This is a genomic window from Devosia soli (assembly GCF_000970455.1).
In the GTDB taxonomy this organism is placed as follows: Bacteria; Pseudomonadota; Alphaproteobacteria; order Rhizobiales; family Devosiaceae; genus Devosia; species Devosia soli.
Genome location: NZ_LAJG01000034.1, coordinates 47,109 through 64,527 on the forward strand (window position 1 = coordinate 47,109; position 17,419 = coordinate 64,527).

20 protein-coding genes and 1 pseudogene are annotated in these 17,419 nt (G+C 58.2%); 11 read left to right on the forward strand and 10 right to left on the reverse strand.

Annotation, left to right across the window (positions count from 1 at the left end; genetic code table 11):
* Positions 1-88: 88 nt before the first annotated feature.
* Positions 89-277 carry a hypothetical protein gene (locus VW35_RS15990; RefSeq protein WP_046144094.1) on the forward strand — a complete coding sequence of 63 codons (189 nt, stop codon included), beginning with the start codon at positions 89-91 and terminating at the stop codon, positions 275-277.
* A gap of 88 nt (positions 278-365) precedes the next feature.
* Here VW35_RS15990 and VW35_RS15995 read toward each other — a convergent pair whose 3' ends face one another.
* Both VW35_RS15995 and VW35_RS16000 read right to left on the reverse strand, forming a co-directional pair.
* Positions 366-602, reverse strand: a complete 237-nt coding sequence (locus tag VW35_RS15995) for an SOS response-associated peptidase family protein (protein WP_046144095.1) — start codon at positions 600-602, stop codon at positions 366-368.
* A gap of 10 nt (positions 603-612) precedes the next feature.
* Complete coding sequence (locus VW35_RS16000; RefSeq protein WP_244465921.1) at positions 613-1,035, reverse strand: thermonuclease family protein; 423 nt, start codon at positions 1,033-1,035, stop codon at positions 613-615.
* Positions 1,036-1,135: 100 nt separating this feature from the next.
* Between VW35_RS16000 and ligD the strand changes: the two genes are divergently transcribed.
* Positions 1,136-3,070, forward strand: coding sequence for a DNA ligase D (gene ligD, locus VW35_RS16005; protein WP_083982911.1), 1,935 nt, complete (start codon positions 1,136-1,138; stop codon positions 3,068-3,070).
* 390 nt (positions 3,071-3,460) lie between these two features.
* Positions 3,461-4,084 (forward strand): S41 family peptidase, encoded by a 624-nt coding sequence (locus VW35_RS22310; RefSeq protein ID WP_425283791.1) that lies wholly within the window; start codon positions 3,461-3,463, stop codon positions 4,082-4,084.
* 112 nt (positions 4,085-4,196) lie between these two features.
* Here VW35_RS22310 and VW35_RS22315 read toward each other — a convergent pair whose 3' ends face one another.
* Entirely contained in the window at positions 4,197-4,676 is a 480-nt protein-coding gene (locus VW35_RS22315) for a cytidine deaminase family protein (protein WP_083982915.1), read from the reverse strand.
* A 245-nt stretch (positions 4,677-4,921) separates the two neighbouring features.
* On the opposite strand from VW35_RS22315, the gene VW35_RS16020 reads away from it, so the two are divergent.
* Positions 4,922-5,446, forward strand: coding sequence for a hypothetical protein (locus tag VW35_RS16020; RefSeq protein WP_046144097.1), 525 nt, complete (start codon positions 4,922-4,924; stop codon positions 5,444-5,446).
* Between the two features lie 81 nt (positions 5,447-5,527).
* Here VW35_RS16020 and VW35_RS16025 read toward each other — a convergent pair whose 3' ends face one another.
* A complete protein-coding gene (locus VW35_RS16025) occupies positions 5,528-5,980 on the reverse strand; it encodes a response regulator (RefSeq protein WP_161796930.1) in 453 nt (150 codons plus the stop codon).
* A 274-nt stretch (positions 5,981-6,254) separates the two neighbouring features.
* Between VW35_RS16025 and VW35_RS16030 the strand changes: the two genes are divergently transcribed.
* A complete protein-coding gene (locus tag VW35_RS16030) occupies positions 6,255-6,446 on the forward strand; it encodes a hypothetical protein (protein WP_046144098.1) in 192 nt (63 codons plus the stop codon).
* Positions 6,447-6,508: 62 nt separating this feature from the next.
* Here the strand turns inward: VW35_RS16030 and VW35_RS16035 are convergent, their stop codons facing one another.
* From VW35_RS16035 to VW35_RS16050, 4 genes are all read right to left on the reverse strand, one after another.
* Positions 6,509-7,210 carry a phosphatase PAP2 family protein gene (locus VW35_RS16035; RefSeq protein ID WP_046144099.1) on the reverse strand — a complete coding sequence of 234 codons (702 nt, stop codon included), beginning with the start codon at positions 7,208-7,210 and terminating at the stop codon, positions 6,509-6,511.
* A gap of 84 nt (positions 7,211-7,294) precedes the next feature.
* Positions 7,295-8,071, reverse strand: a complete 777-nt coding sequence (locus tag VW35_RS16040) for an SOS response-associated peptidase family protein (protein ID WP_046144100.1) — start codon at positions 8,069-8,071, stop codon at positions 7,295-7,297.
* Positions 8,072-8,112: 41 nt separating this feature from the next.
* Positions 8,113-8,307 carry a hypothetical protein gene (locus tag VW35_RS16045; protein WP_046144101.1) on the reverse strand — a complete coding sequence of 65 codons (195 nt, stop codon included), beginning with the start codon at positions 8,305-8,307 and terminating at the stop codon, positions 8,113-8,115.
* A gap of 92 nt (positions 8,308-8,399) precedes the next feature.
* The gene (locus tag VW35_RS16050) at positions 8,400-9,338 is read right to left on the reverse strand and encodes a FecR domain-containing protein (protein ID WP_046144102.1); all 939 of its coding nucleotides are present in this window, start codon (positions 9,336-9,338) and stop codon (positions 8,400-8,402) included.
* A 411-nt stretch (positions 9,339-9,749) separates the two neighbouring features.
* Here VW35_RS16050 and VW35_RS16055 point away from each other — a divergent pair, with 411 nt between their 5' ends.
* The gene (locus VW35_RS16055; RefSeq protein ID WP_046144103.1) at positions 9,750-11,498 is read left to right on the forward strand and encodes a sensor domain-containing diguanylate cyclase; all 1,749 of its coding nucleotides are present in this window, start codon (positions 9,750-9,752) and stop codon (positions 11,496-11,498) included.
* A gap of 670 nt (positions 11,499-12,168) precedes the next feature.
* Here the strand turns inward: VW35_RS16055 and VW35_RS16065 are convergent.
* Positions 12,169-12,489, reverse strand: a complete 321-nt coding sequence (locus VW35_RS16065; RefSeq protein WP_280136768.1) for an HU family DNA-binding protein — start codon at positions 12,487-12,489, stop codon at positions 12,169-12,171.
* A 291-nt stretch (positions 12,490-12,780) separates the two neighbouring features.
* Here VW35_RS16065 and VW35_RS16070 point away from each other — a divergent pair, with 291 nt between their 5' ends.
* The gene (locus VW35_RS16070) at positions 12,781-13,113 is read left to right on the forward strand and encodes a VOC family protein (RefSeq protein ID WP_200896904.1); all 333 of its coding nucleotides are present in this window, start codon (positions 12,781-12,783) and stop codon (positions 13,111-13,113) included.
* A gap of 273 nt (positions 13,114-13,386) precedes the next feature.
* Positions 13,387-15,096, forward strand: coding sequence for a sensor histidine kinase (locus VW35_RS22210; protein WP_046144106.1), 1,710 nt, complete (start codon positions 13,387-13,389; stop codon positions 15,094-15,096).
* 106 nt (positions 15,097-15,202) lie between these two features.
* Here the strand turns inward: VW35_RS22210 and VW35_RS16080 are convergent, their stop codons facing one another.
* Entirely contained in the window at positions 15,203-15,589 is a 387-nt protein-coding gene (locus tag VW35_RS16080) for a winged helix-turn-helix transcriptional regulator (RefSeq protein WP_046144124.1), read from the reverse strand.
* 116 nt (positions 15,590-15,705) lie between these two features.
* On the opposite strand from VW35_RS16080, the gene VW35_RS16085 reads away from it, so the two are divergent.
* From VW35_RS16085 to VW35_RS22065, 3 genes and pseudogenes are all read left to right on the forward strand, one after another.
* Positions 15,706-16,365 (forward strand): SDR family NAD(P)-dependent oxidoreductase, encoded by a 660-nt coding sequence (locus VW35_RS16085; RefSeq protein WP_046144107.1) that lies wholly within the window; start codon positions 15,706-15,708, stop codon positions 16,363-16,365.
* A 23-nt stretch (positions 16,366-16,388) separates the two neighbouring features.
* Positions 16,389-17,099: a DsbA family oxidoreductase gene (locus VW35_RS16090; protein ID WP_046144108.1), complete on the forward strand. Its 711-nt coding sequence runs from the start codon at positions 16,389-16,391 to the stop codon at positions 17,097-17,099.
* Positions 17,100-17,246: 147 nt separating this feature from the next.
* Positions 17,247-17,419: pseudogene (locus VW35_RS22065) on the forward strand (IS5/IS1182 family transposase); the annotation flags it as partial.

Here is a 17,419-nt window from a genome sequence, read left to right on the forward strand (position 1 = left end):
GATGCCGCCTCCCATCCGATCAGGGCAACTTATCCACGAAATCCCCGCCCTGTCACGCCGTGCTACTTTCACAGCATGGAGGAATGACATGCAGAAAAATAGCACATCCCTACTCGGCCAATTCCTGATCGGCTTGGCGGTTGCTACGTTCGCCGGGACCATTATCGCGCCACTTAGCGCGCAGAACTTCAACCCTATCCTGGCCGCCACCGGTGCCGTCTCGGCGTTGACACTTGTTGGGATCGCCTTAGCCAGCAGCCATGGCAATAAGCCCTGAAACAACCCACTTGACCAGGTGGCGATGCAGAGCAGATACCGTGTTGCTCATGCTTTCTTCGCGGGCGCCCGGCGCATGACCGTCTCGCTCAATCGATGGTGGCCACTGGAAAAGAAAGCCGCCGGCGGGGGCACGCCAGCGGCTCAAAGGACTGCGCTGCTAGAGGGGACCAGCGCGCGAGGGCGACGAAGTCCACGTCCTGCGTCGGCGCGATGTTATATCGCGGCTGCATGTTATGCGTCGCCACCGGAAAAAGCTCATCGCTCAGGCTGTATAGTGCGTGCAGCTCAGCCCAATTGTATTCAGCAGTGAAGCGTCCGCACATATCTTGCCTCTTAGCACCAAAACTCGCGGCCATTCGGCCAGCGCCGAGCTAAACCTTCTTCAATCAGGATATCGCCCACATCGCGCCCACCAATCCGGATCGTTGCCAGAACCCGGCCATAACGGTCTTCGCCGTGGGTCTCGACCGTAAACGGATTGCCGTTCAGCAGCTGCAAGAGTCTTGCGCTTGCCTTATGGGCCAGCGCAACTTCTGCACGCCCACCGCAAATGTCGTTGTAAGGCTCAGGCGTGTCATAAGATTCAAGCCGAAGGTTCACGCCCTGCAGCCAAATGGTGTCGCCGTCGACTACGCAGGTGTGCCGATCGCGACCGCACATCCCAAAGCTCACTCGCCACTCATCCACTGCCATCGCCGGATAACCCGGGATCATGAAGAGTGCGGCGAACCAAGGAGCGTGGAGGATTTTGGTCATGTTTAACCCGGCTATCTGACAGTCGCTCAATACCACGCTCGTCCAGTGCAACCGATTCAAAAGACTCGCATTTCCGACTCTCGATGTACCCGAGTTCGACATGGTTGGGCTGACGCCTGACCTCCGCACAAAGCGGCCACGCCGCAGGGACTCAGAATCTAACCATAGCTATCCCCTCCCAACTTTCCGACCATTTCAGCTCTGCACGCTCAGCGAGACGATCCCGAGCGGCGAGGATTGGCTGTTCGAGATGAAGTTCGATGGTTATCGCGCTCAGATCGCGATCTCGGGCTCGGAGGTGAAGGTTTACACAAGGAACGGCCACGACTGGACCGAACAGTTTAAGCTCATTTTGGATCCGCTGCGGAAGCTGACCAAGGGGTCGGCGCTGCTCGATGGCGAGATCGTCGCCATCGACAAGCAGGGTCGCACCAACTTCTCGATGCTGAAAACCGGCATCGCCGCTGGCATCCCTCTCAAATTCTACGCCTTCGACATTTTTGAGAAGGACGGGCAGGACCTGACGGCCAAGCCGTTGCTGGAACGCAAGGCAATCCTTGAGGAAATGATCGGTGAGCGCGATACCGGCGACAGCCTGCAATATAGCCACCACGTCCTCGACGGCGGGGCATACGTCTTCGATGCGATGTGCAAGGGGGGGCATGAAGGCATGATCGCCAAGCGCGTCGATGGCCGCTATGTCGGCGATCGCACCAAGGGCTGGCTCAAGATCAAGTGCAACAAGCGTCAGGAGTTCGTCATCGGCGGCTGGCGCCCGAGCGACAATGGTCGCGGCATGGCCAGTCTCATCCTCGGCACCTATGAGCAAGGGCAGTTCGTTTATCGCGGCCGCGTCGGCACCGGCTTCACTGAGACCATGCGCGAAAAGATCATGGCGCAGCTCGAGAAGCGTCGCTTGGCGAAGCCAGCCTTCGCATCAGTGCCTCGAGATATCGCCCGCAAGGCATTCTGGGTCAGGCCAGAGCTTGTCGCCGAAGTCGCGTATGCAGAGATCACGCCCGATGGCTCGCTGCGGCACGCAAGCTTCCAAGGCCTGCGCGAGGATAAGAATGCTGACCAAGTCGTATTGGAGACACCGGCTGAAGATGCCGATACCGGCCTTGACCCAAAGGTCGGCGTCGAGATCGCGCAGGGGCTGGGCGTAAAGCTGTCGAACCCGGACAAGGTTATGTATCCAGGGACCGAGATCACAAAGGCGCATCTCGTCGCCTATTATGCAGCCGTAGCCGATCGAATGCTCCCGCATCTCAAAGATCGGCCCTTGTCTTTGGTCGGCGACACGGACAACGACCTTCGCAAAACCTTCTTTCAGAAGCATGCTTTGCCCGGCATGCCGAAGACACTTCACGCCGGCGAACTCACTAAGATGAAGGGCACCGAGAGCCGCATCCTGTGGATCGAAGACCTTGCTGGTCTAGTGGGCGGCGTCCAGATGAACACCCTCGAATTCCACGTTTGGGGATCAGATCGACACGAGCCCGAATTACCGGAGCGAATGGTCTTCGACATCGATCCTGATAAGGGTCTTGGCTTCGACGACGTAAAGCAAGCAGCCACCGACATTCGCGACATCCTCGGCGCCCTCGGCTTGAAATCGTGGCCGCTGCTTTCGGGCGGCAAGGGTATCCACGTCGTCGTGCCGTTAGTGCCGCAGGCGGACTGGAACGAGGTAAAGGACTTCTGCCAGAACTTAGCCGAGCTGCTCGCCAAGACCGATCCGCATCGTTTCGTCGCCAACATGAGCAAGGCACGTCGCAAAGGCCGGATGTTCATCGACTATCTGCGGAATGGCCAAGGCAGCACTGCTGTCTGCCCATGGTCAACGCGGGCTCGCGCCGGAGGAACAGTTGCCGTGCCGGTGAGTTGGGAAGAGCTTGATGGTCTTGATCGCGCCAATACGTTCGACATTTTCGCTGCGGCTGAGCGGGCACAAGGTCACGACGCCTGGGACGGGTACTCCCGAACAGACCAGGTGCTCACAAAGCGTATTCAGGATGTTGTGCGCAGCCAGTAGTATTTCCTGCCGGCTCGCTTAATGGCAGCGTTGGGGTGGTTTTCTGCCCGTCCACTTTTGGCTACAAATTGGACTAAGCGGACACCCACCGACTGCCTCGGTGGAGGCGGTACGGCAGGCAATTGCGAAATGGAACCTGAGCGATACATGGCTTATGCCTTGGATCTCATTCGCGATCATGCACTCCATTGGCCCGAGAAGGCCAAGACGGACTTCCGATCAAGATATCTGAAGCAATCCGCCGGCCTTAAAGAAGCCAGTGCATTGCACAACCTGTTGAACAGAGCACTCCAAGAGCTAAACGACGGCCACTCTCGTCTAATCACGCCGGCTATGCAGCAGCGTCGGGTACCTGGATGGCCAGAGGCAAGGCTCGTGAGTGGTTCGGCAATGGTAACTGTGCCGGCTTGTATCTTATCGAGTCAAAGCGAAGCGGAGGCATTCGCAAACACAATCGCTGAGCACATCCAAAATCTAGCTCGATCCAAGCCTACGGGGTGGATAATAGATCTGCGCCAGAATTTCGGCGGGAACATGTGGCCAATGCTGGCTGGCCTGTATCCATTGCTGGGCCCTGGAATGGTGGGTGCGTTCATCGACCGAGAAGGGCGTCGCCAGAACTGGATACTGTCTTGGGGTGCAGCATCCGTTGGAGACCAGGTTCGCTGCGCGATAAAGGCCGAGGCAACAGCGCACCAACAGTCCGGTCGCATCGCGGTCCTAACTGACCGGACCACGGCAAGTTCTGGGGAGGCTATAGCTACTGCGTTCCGTTGCTGGCCGCGCTCACGCAGTTTTGGGGACTGCACAGCCGGCGCGTCGACCTCCAATTCTAGCTTTCAAATGCCAGATGGCTGCATTCTCGCCCTGACTACCGGAGTGTTCATGGATCGCGGGGGCGGAACTTATGGTGGGCCTCTGATACCGGATGAGCGGGTTGATCCACAGCGGGGTGATGACACAGTAGAACGCGCAAGTGCTTGGATCATGTATCAACGTGACATACCGAGCTAGCGTCTGCTTCTAGCCGTTTGTTCACCCGGCATGGACGACCTAAATGGGGTCGGCAGGCGACCGTCGCTCCAGCGTTGGGGAGCAGACCGTCGTCTTTTGGATGCAGTGCCGGTTATCGGTGCAGCGGCGGGGGCCACGCGTGCTCTGGAAGAAGGTCGCGGAGAGGTCGAGATTGATCCGCTCCGAGGATGACCTCAGCGCTCAAGTTGCCGCTATCTATCTGTCTCATGAATTCGCGGCAAACACCGCAGGGAGGAAGTACATGGATTTCACCAGTGGTCTCATTTCTCCACACGGCGACAACCTGCTGAAACCGATACTCGCCAGCGGTAATCATCGCAGCAAGAGCACTTCGTTCTGCGCATAAACCCCAGCTCGGAGTGTCCACGCAGACACCTTCGTACATGTGCCCTCTCTCAGACACCACAACAGCACCCACGTCACCATGGACCCTGCCGTCTTGTGTATGGCGCACCTGAAGGAGTTGGGTCGCCCGGTCAATCAGAACCATCTTGTCCAAAAAAGTGCCCGCAACAACTTGAGAAACGAACGGCTCACCGAGATTACAAGGCTCGGCTGCTTTTGGTAGCATCGAAATTGGGTTCGAACGACCGCAAAGGGGTCGATTGCGGCCCCCTGCCCTGCTGAAGTCAGGTGTAGCGCGACATTCGGGATCTTAAGTACTCTTTAGCAGCGCGCCATTGCCCATCCGAATGGGCTAAAACGCCTTTCGGGTTGGTCGGAAAGCTTGAAATCGCGTCGTCCCCAATCCTGTCCATATGTTCCCTTTGTGTTCTCATAGGTAGCGTTTGTCTCCTCGACAGATTCGAGGGACCGATGTCGACGCTGCAACAGATGAGGGATGAAGGTTATAGCCTGACCATCCATTGCGCAGGCCGGGTTGGCGTCACCTGCAACCATAACTGGCGCGCAAAATGGGATCAGCTCATCCAATATTTCGGCTTGGAATTCGATCTTAGTCCCGAGACGCGCGCCCGTTTCCTGCGGCGGTTTCGATGCGAGAAATGCGGCAGCCGGGCTTACACGGTGATGATGTCGCCACCCTCCAAATATGAAAAGTCGCAGTCACCCTGGGCTTCGCACGGTTATGTGGTGGGCCATCCCGAGCCACCCTCCGCGCCGTTCGCGAAGAAGTACGACCGCTTGCTAGCCGAGCAGGATCGCCTCGACAGCGCCTGGCGCGCCGCAGCACGTGAGCGTGAGGAGCGGATCCATGCGGCCTCAAACGCCCGGGCCAAGATGATCCGGGAAATCGACGAGGCGCGAGCCAAGGGCATTTTCCTGATCGGCCCACCAAGCCCGCATCTACATAAAAAGGGTCGGCCGCCAATGAAGGGGTGAACCAGTCAGACCAGCGCCCATCGGCACACGCGCTCGGCTGCCGCAGTGCCTGCTGCCTCGAAAGAGCAGTCGAATGATAGTTCACAGATTGGGCAGGCCTCCCCGCGCATTCAAAAAGTGCCCGATGATTTCGAGCAGCGCGTTTGTTGAGACAGGCTTTTGGCACATCACGCTTTTGGGAACGCCCTCTTTCGTTTTCGCTTGGACGCTGTCACCGGTCATGTAGATCACAGGAAGGTTGGGCAGGAGCGAGCGGGCATGGCGCGCCAAGCTCCAGCCATTGGTTTTCCCGGGCATGCGAATGTCCGTCAAAAGTAGGTCAAAGCTCTCCGGCCGCTCTTCGAGTAGTGCGATTGCCTCGTCTCCATCTTTAGCAACGGTGGCCGTGTATCCCTCATATTCAAGACCGTCCTGCAATAGGATGGCGATCAGCGGCTCGTCTTCAGCAATGAGAATGGAAGGCTTTCGCATCCTGACCTTCTGCAATGCCTGCTTGATCGTTGCCAGTCGCCCGCTGGCGAAGCCGCGAAGCACTTTCATCTCGTATCACGCGCCTACTCGAACTCACTTTCGGCGTGTTAAATCCCCGAGGATCTAGCCGGTTGCAACCGGGTCAATTGTAACAATTGAGAGGCCCCTTTCCCCGCGCTCTTCGGTGAACACTTGCCAGCATCGATGGCAAAAACCAGGAATCATGGCGCTGTCCAGGACAGGCAGGGGAAGTGCGGAAATCAGATGAAGTCATTAACCAAAATCAAAACGGCATACCCGTAAAATTACGGATGCGTGATTTTTTTGGGAAAGCGTCATGCCGATCGCGGTGAAGGCCTCTCGCGAGGTCGCCTTGATGTATGTGATCGTTGCTGCCATGTGCGCGACGCTATTCTGGAGCATCAACATGCTCGACCGGCTGGAAGAGGAGCGCCAAAGCTCTCTTGCCCTCGTACAACGGGCAAAGACTATGGAAGGTCAGCTCGCAGGCACTAACGAGCCTTACTGAGGGCCCGTGTGCTCTGGATCTATCTCGCTCGATCGATTTGTTGGGACACTCGATGTCGCCAATCAAACTATCCTGCCAGAAGTGAGCGAAGCTGTCGTATCGCCAAGGTGACGGCTTCTAGCGAGGGCGTTGCCAATAATGAAGCAGCCTAGGGCCCAGGCGGAACCCAGGCACCAGCCGGCGAAAACGTCGGTTGGATAGTGTACGCCCAGGTAGATGCGCGTCAGTCCGACCATAAGGGTGAGAACGATAGCCGACCCGACATAAAAGATGCGCTGGCGCATTGACTCGGTGGTACTCGCCAGCACCGCCCCGATGGTCAAAAAGGTCACCGCGGAGGTCAGCGAATGCCCGGATGGAAAGCTTGCGGTGAAAACCTCCGCGACACCCGTGAGCGCAGGACGCGGGCGGTCAAATACGGTTTTGAGCACTGTGCTAATTATTGAACCACTTACGACCGATAGGACGACCAGCAAAGCCGTGCCGCGCCGCCGCACGAGAAGCAGGTGCCCAGCCACCAACAAGACGAAGATCGTCAGCACCGAATAAGAGCCCAGCGAGGTGATGTCGCGAACCGCTTCGGGCAGCCAATTGGGCCCAATCGGTTGCTCGGGGTGCCCAGGCACCCGTAGCGACATTAGGACGGCGTCGTCGAAGGTCTTGGTTTCACCTTCCACCACGTCTTCAGCAACAAGTCCAAAGGCCCCGATCAGGGCGGCTACAAGGCCAATGCCAAAATAGCGTCGCGTCTGGCTTGGGGTCATGGTTGGCCTCCTGGCGGCAAAGATGATGACGATAAGGCCGGAGCAACAGCCGCGATGTGTGTTTCGATAACTGAGGGCAGTCCATCAGCGCGAGTCTGAATCTTCGCTCTTCCCGACAGCCACGATTTCCAGCACGCCATCGGGCAGCGGGCGCTGCAGGCTGATGGCTTCTTCCTTGGGCGCGGTGAGCCACATTTCGACTTCGGCCGGCGTCGTCAGGATGACCGGCATGGCCTTCATATGGATCGAGCCGACGACGTCGTTGGGCTCGCTGGTGAGGAAGCCATAGAGTGATATGTGCTCTTCAAAGCCCAGCTTTTGCTTGCGCACGCCGGACCAGTCCGGAATGTGGATGCCGGCGAAGAACATCAACGGCCGGCTTTCATCGAGCGCGAACCAGGTGTTCCCCCGCTTCTTGCCATCCTCGCCGAGCGTGTTGTCGAATTCGGCAAAGCTGGTGAAGGGCACGACGCAGCGGTTTTCGACGCCCATCCAGCGGTTCCAGTGCTGGTTCCACTTGCCGGCCGCGGTCTTGATATTGCGCACATTGGTGGTGCCGATGTCGGGCTCGAGCTTGAGCATGGCGTCAAAGTCGATCGGCTGATCAGGCTTCTTGGCGCGCAGCTTTTCGACGCGCTTCACCGTCGCGTCGTAGATAACCTTCTGGCTCGAGGGCAGACCCCAGCGCGCCTTTGCCAGCTCGCGGCCGTCGGGCGTGTTGCGCACGATCGGGCCCAGGTAATCGGGATAGATGCCCGGTTGCGGCTCGAAATTGCCCATGGTGTCGTGGATGCGTTTCACGTCCTGTACAAAGGCCAGGATCGCTTCGCGGTTCGACAGGTGGGAGTAGAGATTGCACATGCTTTGTCCCCTGAACGGTTGCCGGACCGCTTTCAGCCCCTTTAGCCGGGATAAATCCGCCAGTGCTGATAGGTCGCCATGGTGATCAAGGCGCCAATGCAAAGGCTGATCGCAACCGTGAAGCTTGGATTGTTCCAGGGCGCTGGCAGACGATGACGCCCGATCGTCGCGATCAGAAAACCGATACCGCCTGCGACGATCAGATGTAAGGCGAAGGCGATCCAGATGATATCCATAACGTGCACCCTGGCGAGCGCCCCCGCTCGGTGGGGTTCTTAAACCCTCACCAACCCCGGTCAAGCCCCGAAACCATCAGGCCCCGTCGAGCCTAGTCGTCGCCTTTGTCGTGACCCTTGGCATTGCCATTGCCGTTTCCATTGCCGTTCCCGGTTCCGTCGCTGTTGCGGTTGCCGTTGCCGTTGCCGTTCCCGCCGCCGTTGCCGTTGCCGTTTCCGCCGCCGTTTCCGTTTCCGTTTCCGTTCCCGTTCCCGTTCCCGTTCCCGTTTCCGTTGCCGCCGCCGTTCCCGTTCCCGTTGCCGTTGCCGCCGCCGTTGCCGTTTCCGTTGCCGTTGTTGTGGCCGCTATCCCCGCTGCCGTTGCTGCCCTGGCTGATATTGGTGTTCGATGAGGGCTGAACCTGGGACGGCACGCTGGACGCCTCGGGTGACGGCGCAATGTCCGGTTGGGTCACTGGCCCGGTAACGACAACGCCATCGGTCCTGAACACCTGGGCATTGGCGCCGGCCACGGCAAGCGGAGCATCCTCAGTCACGACGGCCTCCTGGCCAGGACGGACATCGGCCACAAAGCCATTCTCGCTGTCCTGAACCTGCACCACGCCCCGATCAACGTCGACGCGCGCCCCGTTCCGATCAGCGACCACAGTGAACTTGGTGCCTTTGACGACGGCGGCGAGGAACGGCGTTTGCACCGAGAAATGCTGGACGTTGCGCCGCTCCACATCGGCGGTGACCACGCCAGCAGTTTGGATAATCGTCGTCATCAGGTTGGCGCCGGCATCGCGAACCTGGATGTGCGTGTTCGGCCCGAGCGAAACATGATCAGCGCCCCGGATCAGATCGAGGCGGCCGTTGCCACCCGTCTCGATCGTCGCGCCGTCCGCGACGGTCGCCCCGCGAGGCAGCGGTTGCCAAGCGCCGCTGACGAGCACTTGCACGTCTCCGCGCACGCGGTCGGCAGTCCATTCGGCCGCGATGGCGGTCGATGTCATTAAAAGGGTCAGAGCAATCGTCAGGCTGCGGAACATTTTTGGGGCCTCCTCCACATCAGGAGTTTTCCCACGCCGGCCCAGTGCGCCGCCTTAACCTATTGAATTCCTGATGTTCACAACACGAAACGTCGTAAATCAATAGTTCTCACGCGCCCGCTATCGTCTTATGGGGATGATTTGGGAGACAGGGCTCGCCCCGTTGGAGCTCAACAACCCCGCAGATGCTCCGCTATCGCACAAGCGATTGGCATGCGAAATGCGGGAATAAATATGATGCTGTTGTTTCAGGACGCTAGCACCAGAGGACCCTACCCGCGAAACATCAAGCGCAACTGCCCGGCTAGAGTGATGATGACGCTCAAAGGTGTTCTTCATGGATAGCTAACCAAACGCCTTAGGCTGCCATTTTCTGCATAAGGTTACGGTGCATCAAGAGCGAGGGGCGCCATGGCCAAATCTAAATTCGACTTTCATCTGTTTCGAGAGCGCTTCTCGCTTCGGTCTCAGCTAGCCTTGGTTGTCGGCGTGCTGTCGGTCGCGCTAGCCCTTATTACGGCCCTGGCCGCAGCAAACGTGGCCTCGCAACAGGCGACGGCTCGGGCTCACCAATCACTTCATGCGGTAGCAAGCGGTCTGGCCGAGCGGCTCGACTATCGCATGTTCGAACGCTATCGAGAGATCAGAAACCTGGCGAGCTTGGCGCCGTTGAGCGGGATCTGGGAATCTGACCCAGATAGCGTTCGCGCAATCCTTGGAAGTCTTCAGTCCACCTATCGAGATTATGCCTGGATTGGATTGGCCGACCTTTCCGGAGAGGTCATTGCCTCCACTGGCGGGTTGCTCGAGGGCAAATCGGTTGCCGAGCGGCCATGGTTTTTGGCCGGACGGACGCAGTCAACGGTTCTCGACCTCCACGACGCCAAATTGCTCGCTGAACTTCTTGGAAAAAGCCCAGATGGAGAGCCATTTCGTTTCGTCGACGTTTCGGTGCCGGTTCGGAATGGCGAAGGGCGCATTGTCGGCGTACTGGGTGCCCATTTGAGTTGGGCATTCGCCCAGAGCACCCGAAAGAGCCTGCTGTCCCAGCTCCCAGCGTCTCGCCAAACCGACATCTGGATACTGAACTCTGCGGGAGCGGTTCTGAGTGGCCCAAGCTTCGGCTCTACCCCATTCGGTCAAACAGATTTCGAGGCTTTGAAGGCGGGCGCGAGTGTTGAGGATGCTGCAAACGGCATACTGGCATCTGCGGCGCCAACAACAGGCTATCTCGAATATCCAGGGCTTGGCTGGGTAACCGTCGCAGTCCAACCCAGAGCGGCGGCATTGGCTGATGCCAATGCTCTCACCTCGACTATTTTACAGGTTGGTCTCGTTCTCGCCTCCGCTGGAGCTCTTGCGGGCATATTCGCTGCCGGATGGATTCTGCGCCCGCTTACACTTCTCACCAACGAGATTGATAAGATCGGCAGGGATGACCGCTCGATGTCAGTGACGAGACACACAGACTCGCGGGAGATGCTTCTTCTATCTTCTGCTCTGCGATCGCTTTTGCGACGCGTCGGGACTGCAGAACACGATCGCGAAGAAGCTCAGAAGGCCGTGGTTGAGACAACTTCACGGATGGAAGAGAAGACCAGGCGGATGGGCGAGGATATCAATACCCTTCGGCAAATGGCCGACACCGACCCGCTGACCGGACTTCTCAACCGGCGGGCCTTCAACACCTTCGCCGAAGATTCGCTAAACCATTTCCGACGCTATAAACGCCCCATTGCCTTCTTCGTCATCGATATCGACTTCTTCAAACGGGTTAATGACGATTTCGGACACGCTGCAGGCGATGAGGTCATACGGGCCGTTGGAAGCTTAGTTTCCGACGCAATTCGTACAACCGATAAGGTTGCGCGCTTTGGAGGCGAGGAGTTCGTCGTTATTTTGCGCGAGATGGATCCAGCCCATGCCACTGGTCTGGCCGAGCGCATACGAGCATCCATCTCCGACGCTCCAATCGAGCACAATGGCTCGCCCATTTCCGTCACGGTGTCGATTGGTGTTGCGCTCGTCGCTCAAAACGATCGCGACGTAAATGATACGATCGAGCGCGCCGATCGCGCTCTGTACCGGGCGAAAACCAGTGGGAGGAATAGGGTGGTCGCTGACTGGTCAGACGATAGTGTGGGTCAGGCTGCAGCATAGGCGACGCCATCCCGCCACCTGCATCTCTTGGATAGACCCACAGCATGCTGGGGCGTTTGATGCGCGGTGCATGCCCTGACTACCCTGCCAAAGCAGCGCTTTGCAGACCTTTCTGCAAGAGCTGCAAGCGTTGACCGTCCATTCTGCCCGTATTCTCTATCTTCACTTCTTTTTACGAGCGCCTACTTTGCTTGCTCGAATGGTCTCAACAAGACGCTGATAGGCTACGATCAAGCGCCCTATCTCCACTGCCCTTGCTGGGTGTTCCCGCCCTAGATCGATAAGAAATTTTGCCTCCTGTAGGAGCAAGGCAATTGCCTCGTCCTCGCGACAGGAAATCTTCGACATCCATCGCCAACCTCTCAGGAGCTTGCGTGATGTTCTGATCCGCCCCTCAACGTCATCCGGATTCAAGAATGAGAGTGTTGATCTCATCGTATCACCTCATTCGCCACGGAGACGCGCCAACGAACAGGCTGATCGGTGTCATGCAGCGGTATTAGAAGGCAGGCATCCTCTAATAGGCACCTTGCCACCTTGGAAGTTGGAGCATTACGGGTGACGCGTTCCCGACGTATCGTGCACTTCCAACAAGCACAAACCTCTGCTGCGCAAAGCCTGCAGTAGGCACTCTTCGATGGCAGTGGATGTTTTCGAATGGTTGGACGAATTAAGCTGAGATCGTTGGATTCTTAGGGTTGAAGACGCTCAAGACCAGTTTGTCTTCAAGCGGCTTGCCGGGCACAAATTGGACCACTTTTCTGGCTGGAATCTTGTGCTCCACCAGTGTCCGCGGATTTCTGCCTGGCCGCTCTGCTCTCGACACCACCGAAAAGGTACCGAACTTTGCAAGCTTGACATTCTCAGCGCTTTTCAGGGCTTCGGCTACAATCTCGATCGCCCTACGAACGACGTGTTCAACGTCCTTCATGTCTCTGCCGGTCGATTTCGCGACAGCCGCTGCCAACATCGCCCGTGTTAAAGTTGGCACGTAGACTCCTTTAGATCATCGTCTTTGCGCGGCCAGAAAAACTTAGCAGATGCAGGCTTACGGGTAGCTGACAGGCACTTGCAAGCATCAATGCCGAGCGGAGCATTCCGCCTTGGGGTGGTCAGCGGTCCGTCTGCTTTTGGCGCCGCACTGGTAAAGAGCAGCCTGCCGAATGAATGCGTTCATTGCCGCAATGGTGATGGTGCGATCAACCAGAACTTTATCGCGCGGGCAGAGTTTGGTGAGAAAAGAAGCTTAGCCTGGAGGTTGCCATGCTGACCGTCGGTTCCATTGTCTGGGGGGGTCGAGGATGTCTCTCGCGCCATCGCCTTCTGGTGTGCGGCACTCGATTACAAGCCCCGCGAAGAACCCTCGGTAGATTGGGCCGTTCTCGTGCCAAAGCAGGGGACTGGCGTGCAAGTGGCAATAGACTTGGCGGAGGATCCTGCCACGCCTGGGCGCCCGCGCCATCACCTCGATCTCTATGCTAGTGATCAAGAAGCCGAGGTTGAGCGGCTTCTCGCGCTTGGTGCCACACGTGTTGTCCGGAAATACCCACGGGATGCCGACTTCGTGGTTCTCGCCGATCCTGACGGCAACCGGTTCTGTGTCATCCAGACATAGTAGATGTCTCCCCGTCGCCAATGTCGGCAACGGACCGTTTGTCGACCAGCGGCACGTAGGTGGAATGAGGGCAGCCTAGTCCCGAGGCATGGATAAGCCGGCGTTCAAGTCGTCTGACGCTCCAACCTATCCACGCCTGGCAGATTAGCCTATGGTCACAAGTGACTCGGGTTTCGCGCCGCCCGCCGTTCATGCGCACCCTGTCCATCGGATGCTACTGGTTTAGCCGCAATCGTTGCTCCTGCATCGACGCTCGCGCAAGGACTAGATACCATGCTTGAAGATCGTCCCCGGCAATCGAATGCGTCACGAGGCGCTTTAGCCCGTGCAATGGTCGAGATTGCGCAAGCAAGTTCGCCAGAAGACACGATCACTCTACTCCGTTCGCAAGCTCGCTCTTTGGTTGGCGCCGATGGCATTGCCATAATTCGCAGGGACGGCCAGTTCTGCCACTATGTGGAAGAAGACGCTATTGGCTCCCTCTGGAAAGGGCAGAAGTTTCCTATGTCGGCCTGCGTCAGCGGCTGGGCAATGCTGAACAAGCAGACTGTTGTCATCGAAGATGTTGCCGCAGACGAGCGGATCCCCCAAGAGCTTTACGCCGATACGTTCGTCCGGTCTCTCGCCATGGCACCAGTTCGGCAACATGATCCGGTCGGTGCCATCGGCGCCTATTGGGCACAAAGAACCCAACCAACTCGTGAACAGGTGGAGATTCTTGAAGCGCTGGCCAATGCTGCTGCGGCGGGTTTGAGCAAACTGGAAAAAACAGTCGACCGAGCCAACCCAGCAAGTGCGGCATCATTTAAGAGGCCGTCGTCGAAAGACTTCAGAAATGATCTAGCGGCCGTTTCTGCAATCCCGGCCGTTTCTCTGATCCTCGACCTGGCTCTTCAGCTTACTGGAATGGGGTTTGCAGCCGTCGCACGGGTGACGGAAGATCGATGGATCACTTGCCAGTCGCTTGACCGGGTCGCTTTTGGCCTCAAACCTGGCGACGAGCTGCCGATCGAAAGCACCATTTGCAACGAAATCCGAGACCATAGAACGCCGGTGGTGATTGACGACGTTGCCGACGACCCTATCTATCGTGAGCATCACACCCCTAGAATCTACGGGCTCAAGAGTTACATCTCATTCCCCATCATCTTGTCAGACGGGCGCTTCTTTGGGACGTTGTGTGCGATCGATACCCGGCCGGCCAAGGTCAAAAATCCCTTGGTGATGGGAACATTCCAGCTCTTTGCCGAGCTTATCGGGCAGCACCTTGATGCAGGCGATCGGCTGCGTGAAACGCAAGCCTCTCTGGAGCGAGAGCGAGAACTTGCGGAACTCCGCGAGCAGTTCATAGCCGTTCTTGGTCATGACCTGCGCAACCCGATTGCTGCTCTGGAGGCTGGAACAACGCGGCTGTTGAAGGAGGGTTGGACCTCGCGCAGTCCGATCGTGCTGCAACTGATGAAGAACAGCATCACGCGCATGTCTGTGCTGGTCAGCAATGTCCTGGATCTGACACGCGCTCGTATGGGCGACGGGCTGCAGCTTGAGACCCGGAAGGCACTACTCTCGGAAACGCTTTCCAATGTCATAGAAGAACTGAGGCTGTCCCATCCTGATCGCACTATTGTGGCGGTACATGCTCTCCATCATACAGTGGATGCGGACCATAACCGCCTAGCGCAGCTATTTTCCAACCTGATCGCCAATGCATTGGTGCACGGCGCCAAGGACCAGCCGGTGCGCATCGAAAGTGCCCTAGAGGCTGGACACCTCCAAGTGTCCGTCATCAATGCCGGCGATCCCATCCCTTCTCATCAGATAGATAAGCTGTTCGTGCCATTTCGGCGGGGCAGCTCTAGCTCGCAAGGTCTCGGTCTCGGCTTGTTCATTGCCTCACAGGTGGCCCAAGCACATGGAGGGACACTGTCAGTCACATCAGACGAAACGGAAACGCGCTTCATCTTTCGGATGCCTCATGCGTAAAGGCTATCCCTGAATGGCTAATCCGGGGTGGGTAGCGGACTGACTGCAATCCCGCTTTCAGCGCCCGCTTTGTCCAGAAGCGGAACTGAACCGGCGTTGCAGATTCTCAGGCAAATTGAGCGTCGTGGCGCTCCTGCGCCCGGCGGATTGCCTGCCAATTGGCTTCGCCCCATTGGGCCAATGGGACCAACGTCGTGATCAATGTGCGGCCCATCTCTGTAAGTTCGTAATCCACGCGGGGCGGGACGGTAGCGTAGGCGGTCCGCTTGACCAGCCCGTCGCGCTCCAGGCCGCGTAAAGTAAGCGTCAACATACGGTGAGTGATCCCGCCGATCTCTCGCATAATCGTCGTGAATCGAGCCGGCCCGTTGGTCAGGACTGCGACGACCATGATTGTCCACTTATCACCTATCCGGTCGAGGACTGCGCCCAGCACTCGGCAGTGTTCAGCGCGGGTCGGATCGATCGTAGACGTGGGCTTGGTTCGTTTCATTGGGCTCTCCATCCGATCATTAGTGATCGTAAGCCACCATCCTGTGCGTTCTTGCGAACGGCCTCGATATCAAACATATCGTCACGCACATTATGTGCGCAAGCAGGAGAACTTGGATGTCCGTTATCGCAATCGTCGGCGCTGGTCAGGGAATGGGCCAGGCCATCGGCAAGTTATTTGGTAAGCAGGGCCACAAGGTCGCGCTGTTGTCCCGCGACCCGGCCAAGCTGGAACCGGTCGTCGCCGAATTGACCGGCGCTGGCATAGAAGCTGCCGCCTTCCGCGCCGATGTAACCGACATCGCTTCGATCAAATCCGGCCTCTCCGCTGTCAAGCAGCGCTTCGGTGCCATCGGGGTGCTCGAATACTCGCCATCCAATGTCACGCTGCCACAGGTTTCTGCCTCGCAGATCACCCGCGACACGCTGCAGCCGTGGATCGACTTTCAGCTCTACGGTGCGATTGCCGCTGTCGCCGAAGTCCTGCCAGAAATGCTGGAGCGCAAGAGCGGCACCATTCTCGTCACCACTGGTGCGTCATCGGTGCGTCCGGATAAGAGCTATGCCCCTTTTGCCGCTGCGGGAGTCGCAATGGGGGCGCTTCGCAACTGGGCAGCGGCTCTTCACGCCGAGGTTGCGCCGTCAGGAGTGCAGGTCGGCCACGTAGCAATAGGTACGTTTATTGGTCAGAGCGCCGCGACGAGCGCCGACGCCATCGCACCACTCTACTGGGACCTGCACACTGAGCGCGACGTGCTTGAGCGCGTGTTCGGTTAAGTCCCGCACAAGGAGATATCACTATGAAAATCGAAGTCTGGTCCGATATCGCTTGCCCGTGGTGCTACATCGGCAAGCACCGGCTCGATACTGCAATCTCCAGCTTCGCACATGCCGATGAGGTCGAGGTGGTCTGGCGCAGCTACCAGCTCGATCCGGATGCGCCGCGCGTCACGGACAAGAACCTCAATCAGACGCTCTCAGAGAAGCACGGCATCTCACTGGCGCAGGCGGTCGCGATGAATGACAAGATGCGCCGGATGGGCGCCAAGGAGGGGCTGATCTATCGGTTCGACGTCGCCCGCTATGGCAGTTCGTTCGATGCGCATCGCCTCATCCATTTCGCCCGAACGCATGGTCTGCAGTCGGCGATGCAGAACCGGCTTTTCGCCGCGTACTTCGGAGAGGGTAAGGCGCTTGGAGATCATGCCACTCTGCTCGCCCTCGCGCTTGACGCAGGCCTTCCCGAATTGGAGGTCCGCGACGTGTTGGCAAGTGATGCATTCGCCGATCAGGTGCGGGCCGACGCCGAAGAGGCTCGGCAGTTGAATGTGCGCGGCGTGCCCTTCGTCGTGATAGACCGGAAGTACGCCCTACCCGGTGCTCAGCCAGTCGAGGTGATTGGCGATGCCCTTCGCCAGGCATGGTCCGAAACCCATCCTCTCGGGGACTTCACGGCTGCCGCCGATGCGGACGGCTACTGCGAAGCCGACGCCTGCAAGCTGCCGAGCTGAGGGAGAATGCTCGAAGCGTTCGAGTGAAGTCAGCTTTGCGCCAGAAGCGGTCGTTGCCAAAGTGGGTTGCCTATGGCTGCAATGGGGTCGAGGCTGTGTGAAAACCCCCGATTGTGGTATGATCTGGCACTGCTTCGGAGGTGCCAGATGGGCGGTTTCGTTGAAGGCGCTGACCGTCATCAGGCGAGCTTCCGCCGGCGTGTCTTGAGGACTATGTCGAGGCGGATAATCCGGTCCGCATCATCGATGCGTTCGTCGATGAACTCGATCTGGCCAAGCTCGGCTTTGAGCGTGTTCAGCCCGCAGCGACCGGCAGACCT